Genomic DNA, 14,071 nt, shown 5'->3' with positions numbered 1-14,071 from the left:
AATAGCAATGACCGGCAGGAACCTCTGTAACCATGTCTATCGATTCTTACAGTACGCTCACAAAACGAAATGTCATTCTGTTCGGCGAAGCACTGGCCGATATTTTCCCTGACGGCCCGGTAATGGGGGGCGCTCCCCTGAATGTAAGCTGCCATCTTCAGGCATTCGGTCTGCACCCCATGCTGATTACACGTACCGGTACCGATGAGCTCCACCGGAAACTGATCAGACTGATGCGTAATGCCGGTATGACTATCTCCGGCATTCAAAGTGATCCACACTATCCAACCGGCCAGGTATTGATCAAACCCGGTGAAAACTGGTACGGACACCAGTTTGAAATTCTCGAAAACCAGGCCTACGACTTCATCGATCCGGTGACAGCTGCTACCGCTGCTTCGTCCATAGAACCTGATCTGGTGTATTTCGGAACACTGGCACAACGCAGCCGTTTGTCCGGCAGCGCCCTGGAAACGATATTCCGGTATACACCACAGACCCCGCGCCTGCTGGACATCAATCTGAGAAAACCCTGGTACACACGGGACACCGTACGCTATTCGCTTACCCGGGCCGATCACGTAAAAGTCAATGAGGATGAGTTGATCGAGTTACCCGGTTTACTGAATTTACACACCCGTGACCCCCGTGATACCGCATCGCGCCTGATAGAAGAATTTCAACTGCACACCCTGCTGGTGACCTGTGGCGCCGAGGGTGCATGGCTACTCGACCAGTCCGGCAATGAAGCTGAAACACCCGGTATCACCGATATCACCGTCATCGATACCGTTGGTGCCGGAGACGGATTTTCCGCCGTATTCATTCTCGGCATGCTGCTGGGCTGGCCGGAGACATTGACACTGGAGCGCGCCAACCGGTTTGCCGCAGCACTGTGCGGTATTCGTGGCGCCATTCCCGAATCCTCTGAATTTTATTCTCCCTTCCTCAAAGACTGGGGGATGATCAATTGACTGCCGAATGATGACAGATCAGAAACTTTATATTTTGATGATGAGCGTACATGGCCTGGTCCGCGGGCATGACATGGAACTGGGGCGTGATGCGGATACGGGCGGACAGATCACCTATGTCGTTGAACTGGCACGTGCGCTGGGCCGCAACAGTCATATCGCCCAGATCGATCTGCTGACCCGCCAGATCGAGGATCCCAACATCTCACCCGATTATGCAGCTGAAATCGAAGAACTCGGGCCGAATGCCCGTATCGTCCGGTTACCCTGCGGCCCTCGCAAATATCTGCGCAAGGAGCTGTTGTGGCCACATCTGGATCAGATGGTAGATCGCTGTTTGCACTATCTGCGCCAGCAGGGGCGCCTGCCCGATCTGATCCATACCCACTATGCCGATGCCGGTTACGTCGGCCAGCATCTGTCCAACCTGCTGGGTATTCCGCAGATACATACCGGCCACTCGCTCGGCCGTCCCAAACGGGCGCGCCTGCTTGCTTCCGGCCGCAAGGAACAGGCCATCGAACGACAGTTCAACCTGTCCCGGCGAATCGCTGCAGAAGAAGAGGTACTGGTGCATGCCTCACTGATCATCACCAGTACCTCGCAGGAAATCGAAGATCAGTACGGTATGTATAAAAATACCGATCCGCGCCGCTGTCAGGTCATTCCACCAGGGACCGATACCTCGCGCTTCTCGCCCCCTGGACGTAAACCTCTCGATCCGGCGATACAGGCCGGTATCGACCGGTTCCTGAATACGCCGGAGAAACCGGTGATTCTCACCATCTGCCGGCCCGACACACGCAAAAATCTTCATGGACTGATTCAGGCATACGGCTCGGACCCGTCACTGCAGGATATGGCCAACCTGGTGATCATCGCCGGCTCACGCGAAGATATCCGTGCGATGGAAGAATCGCAGCGCAAGATCATGAACGATGTACTGCTCGATATCGACCGCTATGATCTGTGGGGAAAAATAGCGATTCCCAAACATTTCATGGTGGAAGATGTACCGGAAGTGTACCGCCTGGCGGTACGCAGGCGCGGCATATTCGTCAACTCGGCCCTGACCGAACCCTTCGGGCTCACCCTGATCGAAGCCGCCGCCAGTGGCCTGCCGATCATTGCTCCGGAAGATGGCGGTCCGCGTGACATCATCACCAATTGCCGCAATGGATTGCTTGTCAATACGCTGAACCCTTCCGATATCGCCAGCGCTCTGAAGGATGCTCTGTCCGACAGAAAACGCTGGCGCAACTGGTCCAGAAACGGAATTGCCAGCGTCAGGCGCCATTACACCTGGGATGCACATGTCAGCAAATACCTCAGGGAAGCCGACAAACTGCTCTACCGGGAACGCAAACGTCTGCGCCGTCAGCTCGCAGCCACTCTGCATGCAGGCCGGTCACCCATGCCGCTGGCGCGTAAAGTGATCATCAGCGACATCGACAATACCCTGCTTGGAGATGAACAGGGACTGGCTGAATTTCTGCAATGGTTGCGCATGCATGCCGGAAATATCTCATTCGGTATTGCCACCGGAAGAACCGTCGAAAGTGCAGTCAGAATCCTTAAAAAATGGCGCGTACCGATGCCCGATATCCTGATCACCTCGGTCGGCAGCGAAATCAACTACTGGCCATCACTGCGACCGGATAAAGGCTGGAGTAATCACATCCGCCACCGGTGGCGACGGGAAGCACTGGCTGAAGCACTGAAAGAAATACCCGGACTGGCACTCCAGGCCCCGGAAAATCAACGTGAATTCAAGCTGAGTTATCTGGTCACACCTGAACGAATGCCCCCACTCAAACAGCTTTATCAGCATCTGCACAAACAGAATCTGCATGCAAAACTGATCTACTCACATGAAGCATTTCTGGATGTGCTGCCGGTGCGCGCTTCCAAAGGGCTGGCAGTACGTTATCTCGCTTATAAATGGGGACTGCCGCTGCAAAGTTTTCTGATCGCCGGGGATTCGGGTAATGATGAAGAAATGCTGGTAGGCGATACGCTGGGAGTGGTAGTAGGAAATCACAGCCCTGAGCTGGAATCACTGCGGGACCGGGAACAGATCTATTTTGCGAAAAACACCTATGCACTGGGCATACTCGAAGGGATGAAACACTACCACTTCGACCAATGATCATACATTGATTGTACCTGCTGCACCCTATGAGGCAGTACTGCAACCGTTATACCGGAGGTATCCGACATGACCACGATTGACACACTCGCCACCTGTACCCAGCAGAACAGAGATGCCGTCTACACCCTGTTACGACGTTATTTCACGGCAAATCGCACCCTGCTTCTGCAATCCGATCTGCGGGAGGGATTGCTGCAAACGGAACAGGATTGCGGCCAGTCCGACATGCTCCGCGCATTCGTATTCCGCCTGCAGGAAGGGATCTTCAGCTCTCCCTGGGCCTATCTGGCGCTGCGGCCCGAAATTGCCAAATGGGAGTTCATGCGGATTCATCAGGAACACCTCATTCCGGAAAAATTAACCATCAGTGAATTTCTGAAATTCAAGGAAACCGTGGTCAAGGGTGAAGCAACCGAATCGGTGCTCGAAGTCGATTTCGGACCATTCAACCGTGGATTTCCCAGATTGAAGGAATCCCGCTCGATCGGGCAAGGTGTCATTTTCCTCAATCGCAAGCTGTCCAGTGAAATGTTTTCCCGCATCGAGGCAGGCCATACCAGTTTGCTGCATTTCCTGGGAGTACACGCCATCGAGGGTCAGCAACTGATGTTCAGCAACAATTCTCACGATATTCATGCCGTGCGCAACCAGTTGCGACAAGCGCTGGAAATGCTGGAAACACTGGACGGAACGACACCATGGATCGAGCTGGCCCCGAAAATGAATCAGCTCGGTTTCGCGCCCGGCTGGGGACATAACGCCAACCGGGTGGCTGAAACCATGAATATGCTGATGGACATCCTCGAAGCCCCCTCTCCTTCCGCACTGGAAGAATTCCTGGCATGTATTCCCATGATCTCCCGCTTGCTGATTCTTTCTCCTCACGGCTATTTCGGTCAGGATAACGTGCTCGGGCTGCCCGATACCGGCGGCCAGGTCGTTTATATTCTCGACCAGGTGCGCGCACTGGAAAAGGAAATGCACGACCGATTGCAATTACAGGGAGTGCAGGTCGAGCCGAAAATACTGATCGTCACCCGCCTGATACCCGATGCAGGCGATACCACCTGTAACCAGCGGCTGGAAAAAGTCAGCGGCTGTACCAATACCTGGATTCTGCGTGTTCCGTTTCGCAAGCACAACGGAGAGATCATTCCTCACTGGATTTCGCGCTTTGAAATATGGCCTCATCTCGAAATTTTTGCCGGTGATGTCGAACGGGAAGCACTGGCGGAACTGGGCGGACATCCTGACCTGATCATCGGCAACTATTCGGATGGTAATCTGGTAGCCACCCTGCTCAGCAGAAGATTGGGCGTCACCCAATGCAATATCGCGCATGCACTCGAAAAAACCAAATACCTGCATTCGGATATCTACTGGCAGGAAAACGAGGACAAATATCATTTCTCCTGCCAGTACACGGCAGATCTGCTGGCAATGAATTCCGCCGATTTCATCGTCACCAGCACATATCAGGAAATTGCCGGAACACGGGAAGCAGAAGGCCAGTATGAGAGTTACCAGGCTTTTTCCATGCCCGACCTTTACCGGGTAATCCATGGCATCGACTTGTTCGATCCGAAATTCAATATCGTTTCTCCAGGAGCAAATGCGGATATCTATTTCCCCTACTCCGACCCGAACAGGCGCCTGCACAGCCTGATACCGGAAATCGAATCCCTGATCTTTGATGATGCGACCAACCTCCCGGCCCGCGGATATCTTCAGGATCCGGACAAACCTCTGATTTTTACCATGGCGCGCCTGGATCGGATCAAAAACATTACCGGCCTGGTGGAACTGTATGCCGCTTCACCACGTTTGCGTTCGCTCGCCAATCTGGTCATCGTCGGCGGCAAAATCGATCCGCAACATTCTAGTGACCATGAAGAACAGGAACAGATTCATCGAATGCATCAACTGATGGATGAACACGAGCTCGATCAGCAGGTGCGCTGGCTGGGCATGCGCCTCGACAAAAACCTGGCAGGAGAACTCTACCGCTACATTGCCGATAAACGCGGCATATTCGTACAACCAGCCCTGTTCGAAGCATTCGGCCTGACCATCATCGAGGCCATGGCATCCGGCCTGCCCACTTTCGCCACCCGCTACGGTGGCCCGCTGGAAATCATCCAGAACAACCGTTCCGGCTTCCATATCGATCCCAACCAGGGGGCTGCCACGGCTGATCTGATCGCTGATTTTTTTGAAAAGAATCTGGAAAACCCGCAGGAATGGGAACGTATTTCACAAGGTGCACTCGACCGTGTCGCCAGCCGCTACACCTGGAAGCTGTATGCTGAACGTATGATGACGCTATCGCGCATCTACGGATTCTGGAAATTCGTCAGCGGGCTCGAACGGGAAGAAACGGATCGCTACCTCAACATGTTCTATCATCTGCAATTCCGGCCGCTGGCAAACAGGCTGGCCCATGAGATATGACCCGGCTGCCTGGCCGCCCAGACTGCACGTGCACGGGTGAAATTGAACTTCAATCGACTACATAGAGCAGAACAATGAAAAAATCCATATTGATTACCGGCTGTTCCAGCGGTATCGGCTATTACACTGCCCATGGTCTGCATGCACGCGGTTACCGTGTCTTTGCCACCGCCCGCCGACAGGAAAGTGTAGAAATGCTGCTCGCGGAAGGACTGGAGAGTTTTCGGCTCGATCTGAATGATTCCGATTCGATTCGGTGGGCTGTCGAAGAAACCCTGCGACGCAGCGGTGGTGAGTTGTACGCCCTGTTCAACAACGGCGGCTACGGCCAGCCCGGTGCAGTTGAAGATCTCAGCCGGGAAGCATTACGCGCGCAGTTCGAAACCAATCTCTTTGGCTGGGTGGAGCTGACCAATCTGATTCTGCCCGCCATGCGCAGGCAGGGATACGGACGCATCATTCAGAACAGCTCGGTATTGGGCTTTACCGCCATGCCGTTTCGCGGCGCCTACAATGCCTCCAAATATGCGATCGAAGGCTGGAGCGATACTTTGCGGCTGGAGCTGAGAGGAAGCAGAATTTTTGTCAGCCTGATCGAGCCGGGGCCGATCATCACCCAATTCCGCGCCAATGCGATGAAAGCATTCGAACGTTATATCGATGTCGAACGAAGCGTTCATCGCGAAAAATATCTCGCTATCCACAATCGGCTCAATAAACCGGGACCGGCTGTCCCCTTCACCTTACCCCCGGAAGCCGTGCTGAAAAAAGTGATCTACGCGCTGGAAGCCGATACTCCCAAGGCACGCTACTACGTCACCTTCCCGACACACCTGTTCGGTTTTCTCAAACGCATCCTCCCGGTTTCCGTACTGGATAAAATCCTGGCCAAGGCCGGGAATGATCATCAATGAATCTGCCACGAGCCCTTACAAGCTACTGTTCCGCAACCGAAGCGCATTGCCAACCACCGATGCCGAACTCAGACTCATGGCCAGGGCGGCAATCATCGGCGATAGCAGCCACCCCGTGAAGGGGTACAGGATGCCTGCGGCGACCGGAATGCCCATGACGTTGTAAAGAAAAGCAAATGCCAGATTTTGCTTCATGTTGCGCACTGTGCTCACCGACAATGTGCGTGCGGTAGCGATTCCGCGCAAATCACCCTTGATGAGGGTGACCTGAGCGCTATTCATCGCAACATCGGTTCCTGTACCCATTGCGATACCGACATCTGCCTTGGCAAGAGCTGGAGCATCGTTGATGCCGTCACCCGCCATGGCAACGATACGGCCTTCTTTTTGCAAACACTCGATCAGTGAAAGCTTGTCTGCAGGTTTGACCTCACCGTAAACCTCGTCGATGCCCAGTTTCGTACCAACTGCCCTGGCAGTCGTCTGGCCATCACCCGTGGCCATGATCACGTTCAGGCCCGCCTCTTTTAGCGCGGCCAGGGCCTCGGGTGTACTGGCCTTCACCGGATCGGATACCGCGAGCAATCCGGCAAGCTGGCCATCCACGGCCAGATACATGACGCTGGCCCCTTCGCCGCGCAACGATTCAGCTTGCGACATCAACGAAGTGACCGATACGCCGGTTTGTTCCATCAGTACTGTGTTGCCGAGCGCAAGCTGCTGGTGCTCCACATTACCACGCACGCCAATACCGGATCCCGACTCGAAGGTCTGGGGTTTGACAAGTACAAGTCCCTGGGCACGGGCGGCCTGAACGATGGCCTCAGCCAGCGGGTGCTCGCTGCCCTGGTCAAGGCTGGCCGCAAGACGCAGCACTTCCTCGGCAGTGAAACCATCGGCTGGCACTACGCGATCAAAGACGGGCCGCCCTTCGGTCAAGGTGCCAGTCTTATCGATGACCAGCGTATCGACCTTACGCAGATTCTCGATCGCCGCCGCATCGCGGAACAACACGCCCTGCGTGGCACCACGCCCCGTAGCAACCATGATCGACATCGGTGTGGCCAGCCCCAGCGCGCACGGGCATGCGATGATCAGCACCGCGACGGCATTGATCAGCCCGTATACCCAGGAAGGTTGCGGTCCGAACATTCCCCAAACAAAGAAAGTGGTAATGGCAATGACGACGACGGCTATTACGAAGTAGCCGGCCACCACGTCTGCCATACGCTGCATCGGCGCTCTGGAACGTTGCGCCTGAGCGACCATTTGCACGATTTGCGAGAGTACGGTGTCCGAGCCAATCCGTTCCGAGCGCATGACCAGCGAACCGCTGGTATTCAGCGTGGCCCCGATGACCTTGTCACCCTGGCGTTTGCTGACAGGCAACGGCTCGCCGGTCAGCATTGATTCATCCACCGAACTGCTGCCTTCGAACACCACACCATCGACGGGCACTTTTTCACCAGGCCGGATGCGCAGCAAGTCGCCGACATGCACGTGGCTCAGCGGCACATCTTCCTCACTGCCGTCTACACGGATGCGGCGTGCAGTCTTGGGGGCCAGACCCAACAGGGATTTGATTGCTGCCGATGTCTGCGAGCGGGCCTTCAGCTCCAGTACCTGACCCAGCAGTGTGAGTGAAATGATGACTACAGCAGCCTCGAAGTACACCCCGACACGCCCCATTGACATGAATGATGCGGGAAACACCTGGGGTGCAACAGTCGCAACCACACTATAGATAAAGGCTGCTCCTGTGCCCAGGCTGATGAGTGTCCACATGTTCGGGCTGTGGTTATACACGGACTGCCACCCGCGCAGGAAGAAAGGCCAACCGGCCCATAGAACGACTGGCAGCGACAGAATTAGCTCAACCCAGCTTTGCTGCGTCATATCCATCAACTGCAGATGCTCGCCAAACATTGCCAGAATCAGTACAACCAGCGTCAGAGGCAGTGTCCACCAGAAGCGCCGCGAGAAATCGCGCAACTCAGGATTGTCGTCATCATCCAGATCAGGTAGCAGTGGCTCTAAAGCCATACCGCATTTTGGGCAGGTACCCGGATGATCCTGGCGAATCTCGGGGTGCATCGGACAGGTATAGATCGCCCCAGATGCATCGGCAAGTGGCTGTGCCGTGGCTGGATCATGACTATTGGGCTGATGATGTTCGTGTCTCATAGCATACCTCTCAGAGTTAGGAACAGGACAACTTCGCAGACTATGATCATCAGTACGTCGCAGGCGCCCTTACTCCACCATACACCAGACCATCCACTCCTGGCGAGCTATCGGCATACCATGGAGCTAAACAACAGATGATGGATATGCATTATCGTCAACAGCAGCCGATCAAAGCTCGATTGCAAGATTCATATTGCATCTTGTAGAATGTGAATCGTTCTCATTTCTTGATCTTTCTGTATATGTGCTCAACCGATTCCTCCAAGGATATCGTACCGACTGCCGATTCTGCGATGCAGCAGGTTTATTTCCTGTACAGCGATCATCATGACTGGCTGTACAGCTGGTTACGCCACCGGTTGGGTAACGCTGCTGACGCAGCCGATCTGGCACATGATGCTTTTCTGCGCCTTATTATCAAACCGGCTCCTCGCGGTTTTGCCAATTTTGGTGAAGCACGCGCCTACCTGCGTACCATGGCTCAGGGCATGTGCATCAACCTGTGGCACCGCCGTGAAATCGAACGAGCCTGGCTGGATACCCTGGCTGCATGGCCGGAGGCCCTCGCCCCTTCTCCCGAGCGACAAGTCATGGTATTGGAAGCGCTGCATGAAATCGGCACTATGCTGCTCGATCTTCCGCCTAAAGCTGCCCGAGCTTTCCTCATGGCTGCAGCTTGCCAGATGACGGACAAGGAAGTGGCTGAAGCACTTGGCGTTTCATCTCGCATGGTACGCAAGTATGGATTCCCTTGATCCCGGCATGGCCTGATTCACGTGTCCACTACGACCCCATTGCCTGATTCTACTCCGACTGAACCCTCGCATCAGGCAATGGAACAGGCTGCCGAGTGGTATGCACTACTGCGTTCCGGCGAAGCCACCCACGATGATCATGCCCGTTGGCAGTCCTGGCTGGAACACAGCTCCGACCACCGCCTCGCCTGGCAATATGTTGAAACCATCAGCCGCAGCTTCGAGCCTATCCATGCTACCCCTGACCCCCGACAAACTGCCGATGGTTTATGGGCTGCCAATAGCCGGGTGATACAGCGCCGCAGAATACTGACCAGTATCGTCGCTCTGGCCGGAACCGGACTATTCGGCTGGGCAACCTGGCGTCATACACCGCTACCCGGTATCGTTCTGGCACAGATGGCCGATCATCACACTGCTACCGGTGAGCAGCGCGAAGTCGTCCTGTCGGATGGCACGCATGTCTGGCTCAATACTGCTACTGCGCTCAACGAAGCGTATCACGCCAGTCTCCGCCGCCTGTGCCTGATCACAGGTGAAATTCTGATCGATACTGCTACTGACCCACAGCGGCCTTTTGTAGTCGATACACCGCAGGGACGGTTGAGAGCATTGGGCACCCGTTTTACTGTGCGATTGGAGAGTGACAAAACCTTCCTGGGAGTCTATCAGGGTAGCGTCGAAATAACCTCTGCGGCGGGTACATCCTCCCTCATCCAGGCGGGACAGCAAACCCGTTTTACCACCGATGCCTCAGCAGCGGTCGAACCAGCCGATAGTGCACGCGAAACCTGGAGCCGTGGTGTACTGGTAGCCTGGGATATGACACTGGGCGATGTCGTGAAGGAACTGCGCCGTTATCGCAGCGGGTATCTGGGTATAGCCCCTGAAGTAGCTGGTCTGCGCGTGTTTGGCAGCTTCCCGCTACGAGACACCGACGATACCCTGACCATGCTGGCATCTGCCCTCCCGATTCGGATCCAGCGCACACTGCCCTGGTGGGTCAGCATCGAGGCACGAACCGACGCTGATCCCCACCGCTGAACCGATAATTCTATTTCCCAATCAAAAATGACGAGAAGGCGAGCCGCAGACAGCATGAACAATACGGCAAGGAGAAGCCGACAAAGTAAGTTTTGATTTATAGTTGATCCTAAAATTCCAGTTTATCGCCTTCCACTGTTCTGGATTCTGCAGTCATGAGCGTTTCGACTTCCTTCAGTACTGTACGGTAGCCAGTGTCTGTCCTGATTGGTCTGATATCCATAATCTTTTCCATTAATCAAAACAGCTCTTCCTGAAAGTAATAGTTTTCCTTTAATAACGCACTGATCTTAGACAACCCGCTGATACGAACGCCAAGTAATCTCAACTTTTGTTCGAAAGGAACACGCCGAAGACAATCTCTCGCAGCCTTGCGAATAGTTGACGCATCAGCAGTCGGGTTCCGTACAGTCAGATCACGTGTGATCGTTTGAAAATTTTCGTATCGCAATTTGATACCGATCGTTCGCCCGACATAGCCTTTGCGTTGTAAATCTTCTGCAACACGCGTACATAATTCAGTGAAGATATCCGACAATATTTCCCGATCCTCCTGCACATGAAGATCTCGTTCAAAGGTTGCTTCACGACTGATTGACTTGGATTCTGAACTGATTACCACGGGGCGGCTATCGCGACCATGGGCTGAGTCATGAAGCCAGATTGCGTTACTACGGCCAAAATGAGCCTGGAGCAAACTGAGTTCAGCCTTGGCTAATTCCCCGATTTTCTGAATACCCAGCCTGACAAGCTTCTCTTCTGCTTTTGGCCCGATCCCGTTAATCTTGCGAACTGACAAAGGCCAGATTCGATTCGGAATATCAGTATGAGTCAGGATAGTCAGCCCATCAGGTTTCTCAAGATCGGAACTGATTTTTGCCAGGAGCTTGTTGGGCGCTATTCCGATCGAACAGGATAGCCCCGTGGCATCACGCACTGCCTGCTTGATACTCGATGCAAGTGAAGCTGTCTCATCAGGATGCTCACTCAGATCAATATAAATCTCATCGATGCCACGATCTTCTATATGAGGCGTAATCCGTGCAATCGCATCTTTAAACAGCCGCGAATAGTGACGATAGGTATCGAAATCTGCGGGTAACAGTATGGCATCAGGCGCCAACTGTGCGGCCCTCATGATCCCCATCGCTGAAAAAACGCCGTATGCACGTGCCTCATAAGTCGATGTCGTTACTACTCCTCGACCGGTATAGTCACGCAGCCTTACGTATGAACGCTTCCCATCCGGCTGAATGACTGGCTGGTGAACCGATCGGCCGCCTATGACAACCGGTAATCCCCGCAATTCCGGATAACGCAGAAGTTCTACCGATGCATAAAAAGCATCCATATCCAGATGGGCAATACGGCGATTTTTGGTATTCATGCCATGCATATTAATCGTATTTCAAACGCCTCTCCGGGATATTCGGAACAGTGGAAAGCGATCCCGCCCCGCAACCTCTCAGAATGTCAGCCCTCCTCCTTCGCGGTGATATCTCGAAGATCGTACAAAATTTTTTTGAAAATGGTTCCGCTTTTTGCCCGCTCGATTGATTTACAGGGTGAGAGCGCAGTTCATATCAGCGATTGATCAGCTGCCTGAAAGGCAAGATCGGTATATCCGGACCAAGCTTTGCTCAAGCAGCTGGTAATCCTGACGGTAAAGGCGCTCGCAACGTCACATTAACCCTGTCTGAGGAAAAAATATCATGTTTTACAGTCGCTCGCCCCATACTGCCGCTACGGCGCACCCCTTACCATTCGACTCATTCCTGTATCTGCTAAGGCTGGTCGTGCAGCTGATCTTTGCCGGCGGCTTGTTCATCACAGCGAGCGGGTCAACCGATATCCGAGCACAAACTATTGTAGCGCCCGCAATCGAACAGACTCAGGCTGCTGCCACACGCCGCTACGATATTCCAGCCGGGCCGCTGAACACAGTGTTGACGCGTTTCTCTACTGAATCCGGTATTTTCCTGGTGGGTGCTAACGATCTTGCGCAAGGCAAAAATAGCCCCGGCGTACAGGGGTCATTCAGTATACAGGGAGCACTGGACGTACTGCTGACGGGAACCGGGATGGAAACACAACGTAATGCACAGGGACAGCACGTCCTGCAGCCGGTTGCAAACACAGTCGGAACACTTCCCCTGATGACAGTGAGTACGTCAGCTGATACCCTGAAACAAGGCACAGCGGAAGAAGGGTATCGGGTCAGTAATATCAGCGGGATCGGTTTATGGGGTGAACGAAGCTTGCGCGATACACCCTATTCGATCAGTGTCGTAACTTCCGATCTGATTGAGAACGTTAATGCTCAGGATATGAGACAGATTTTTAAAATGAATCCACTGATCCAGGAACCTAGTACTAATGTTACGACTGGTGTACCTAATGCTACTATGCGTGGATTCAATGCAACTACGCCAATTTATGATGGTATTCCTCTCGCTTATTCAAATGGTTCTGCCATTAGTCAGGGACTTTTGAATCTATCCAAAGAAAAACATAATAACTACGGCGGATATATTTATTCAGACACCCGTTTTTCAACTTTCAATATTGATCATAAGCTGACATTGGGCTACTCATCTAACTATTATGAGCAACTTGTACGTAATGATGGATGGGCCTATCTAAATGGCACGAGTACACTGGCATTGAGTCAACTCAAGTACATACCCGAACCGGACTGGGGACCTATGGGGAATAAATCAATGAATCCAAGTTATGCTGACCAATACAACAATATCCTAATGGGGGATAACATTATTATTAATGATCAGTGGTCTGTGATGTTTGGACTCAATTATTCGACTGCAATAAATTGTAGTAGTTGAGATCTGATCTGACAGTTACCCGATTTGACGAGTGCCTGTTAGATCAGATTCAGTTATTCAATTCGGTAATTTTATCGTCCCATATCTCCTTTGCGTCAATTAAAGTTTGCATCGGGGTGCGTCCACAGCACATTTTTCCCTGGTGAGTCCGCACACTGTTGTAGTACGCCATCCAATCATCCAGATCGTGTTGTAACTCTTCAATGGACTGGTAAATCTTGCGCCGGAATGCCACCTGGTAGAATTCCTGCAAGATGGTTTTGTGGAAACGCTCGCAAATACCGTTAGTCTGCGGATGATTGGCTTTTGTTTTGGAATGCTCAATGTCATTGAGTGCCAGATAAAGCTGGTAATCATGATTTTCCGGCTTGCCGCAATATTCGGTACCGCGGTCGGTCAGAATGCGAATAATGCCCATACTCTGTTCAGCAAAGAACGGCAGTACCCGGTCATTGAGCATATCAGCTGATGTAATTGGTGTTTTGTTGGTATACAGCTTCGCTGCTGCCCACTTGGAATAAGTATCGACAAAGGTTTGTTGGTAAATTCGGCCCACGCCCTTGATAGTGCCGACGTAAAATGTGTCTTGGCTACCGAGATATCCGGGATGGGCTGTCTCGATCTCGCCATGAGCAACATCATCTTCTTGCTTCTTCTCTAGGTCGAATCGACATTTAAAGCCATAAAGTTGCTGCAGCCAGATGTATGAAGGCGGAGAAGTAAATAGCTTTACGGTCATATCTGGTTGAAA

The 14,071-nt window shown here is 53.0% G+C and carries 10 protein-coding genes; 7 read left to right on the top strand and 3 right to left on the bottom strand.

Annotated elements, in window-relative coordinates:
* Nucleotides 1-32 precede the first annotated feature (32 nt).
* From B5D58_RS05800 to B5D58_RS05785, 4 genes are all read left to right on the top strand, one after another.
* Nucleotides 33-974 carry a carbohydrate kinase family protein gene (locus B5D58_RS05800; protein WP_011111800.1) on the top strand — a complete coding sequence of 314 codons (942 nt, stop codon included), beginning with the start codon at nt 33-35 and terminating at the stop codon, nt 972-974.
* A 7-nt stretch (nt 975-981) separates the two neighbouring features.
* On the top strand, nt 982-3,123 hold the full coding sequence (locus B5D58_RS05795) for an HAD-IIB family hydrolase (protein WP_011111801.1): 2,142 nt from the start codon (nt 982-984) through the stop codon (nt 3,121-3,123).
* 69 nt (nt 3,124-3,192) lie between these two features.
* Nucleotides 3,193-5,577: a sucrose synthase gene (locus B5D58_RS05790; protein ID WP_011111802.1), complete on the top strand. Its 2,385-nt coding sequence runs from the start codon at nt 3,193-3,195 to the stop codon at nt 5,575-5,577.
* A gap of 74 nt (nt 5,578-5,651) precedes the next feature.
* A complete protein-coding gene (locus B5D58_RS05785; RefSeq protein ID WP_011111803.1) occupies nt 5,652-6,491 on the top strand; it encodes an SDR family oxidoreductase in 840 nt (279 codons plus the stop codon).
* A gap of 15 nt (nt 6,492-6,506) precedes the next feature.
* Here B5D58_RS05785 and B5D58_RS05780 read toward each other — a convergent pair whose 3' ends face one another.
* Nucleotides 6,507-8,675, bottom strand: a complete 2,169-nt coding sequence (locus B5D58_RS05780; RefSeq protein ID WP_011111804.1) for a copper-transporting P-type ATPase — start codon at nt 8,673-8,675, stop codon at nt 6,507-6,509.
* A 245-nt stretch (nt 8,676-8,920) separates the two neighbouring features.
* Between B5D58_RS05780 and B5D58_RS13600 the strand changes: the two genes are divergently transcribed.
* Both B5D58_RS13600 and B5D58_RS13595 read left to right on the top strand, forming a co-directional pair.
* Nucleotides 8,921-9,433, top strand: coding sequence for a sigma-70 family RNA polymerase sigma factor (locus B5D58_RS13600; RefSeq protein WP_011111805.1), 513 nt, complete (start codon nt 8,921-8,923; stop codon nt 9,431-9,433).
* Between the two features lie 21 nt (nt 9,434-9,454).
* Nucleotides 9,455-10,477, top strand: a complete 1,023-nt coding sequence (locus tag B5D58_RS13595; protein WP_234989012.1) for a FecR domain-containing protein — start codon at nt 9,455-9,457, stop codon at nt 10,475-10,477.
* Between the two features lie 238 nt (nt 10,478-10,715).
* Here the strand turns inward: B5D58_RS13595 and dinB are convergent, their stop codons facing one another.
* The gene (dinB, locus tag B5D58_RS05765) at nt 10,716-11,864 is read right to left on the bottom strand and encodes a DNA polymerase IV (RefSeq protein WP_041357149.1); all 1,149 of its coding nucleotides are present in this window, start codon (nt 11,862-11,864) and stop codon (nt 10,716-10,718) included.
* A gap of 325 nt (nt 11,865-12,189) precedes the next feature.
* Here dinB and B5D58_RS05760 point away from each other — a divergent pair, with 325 nt between their 5' ends.
* Nucleotides 12,190-13,320, top strand: a complete 1,131-nt coding sequence (locus B5D58_RS05760) for an STN domain-containing protein (protein ID WP_041356706.1) — start codon at nt 12,190-12,192, stop codon at nt 13,318-13,320.
* A 49-nt stretch (nt 13,321-13,369) separates the two neighbouring features.
* On the opposite strand, the gene B5D58_RS05755 is transcribed toward B5D58_RS05760, so the two are convergent.
* Nucleotides 13,370-14,071: integrase core domain-containing protein (locus B5D58_RS05755; protein WP_234989011.1), on the bottom strand; the 702-nt coding region annotated here is incomplete at its 5' end.

It is taken from the genome of Nitrosomonas europaea, from assembly GCF_900167395.1.
Taxonomy (GTDB): Bacteria; Pseudomonadota; Gammaproteobacteria; order Burkholderiales; family Nitrosomonadaceae; genus Nitrosomonas; species Nitrosomonas europaea.
This window is presented reverse-complemented; position numbering and strand designations above follow the sequence as displayed.

Coding starts and splice junctions, on each gene's coding strand:
- B5D58_RS05800 (WP_011111800.1), top strand. CDS start 33: ATGTCTATCGATTCTTACAGTACGCTCACAAAACGAAATGTCATTCTG.
- B5D58_RS05795 (WP_011111801.1), top strand. CDS start 982: ATGATGACAGATCAGAAACTTTATATTTTGATGATGAGCGTACATGGC.
- B5D58_RS05790 (WP_011111802.1), top strand. CDS start 3,193: ATGACCACGATTGACACACTCGCCACCTGTACCCAGCAGAACAGAGAT.
- B5D58_RS05785 (WP_011111803.1), top strand. CDS start 5,652: ATGAAAAAATCCATATTGATTACCGGCTGTTCCAGCGGTATCGGCTAT.
- B5D58_RS05780 (WP_011111804.1), bottom strand. CDS start 8,675: ATGAGACACGAACATCATCAGCCCAATAGTCATGATCCAGCCACGGCA.
- B5D58_RS13600 (WP_011111805.1), top strand. CDS start 8,921: ATGTGCTCAACCGATTCCTCCAAGGATATCGTACCGACTGCCGATTCT.
- dinB (WP_041357149.1), bottom strand. CDS start 11,864: ATGAATACCAAAAATCGCCGTATTGCCCATCTGGATATGGATGCTTTT.
- B5D58_RS05760 (WP_041356706.1), top strand. CDS start 12,190: ATGTTTTACAGTCGCTCGCCCCATACTGCCGCTACGGCGCACCCCTTA.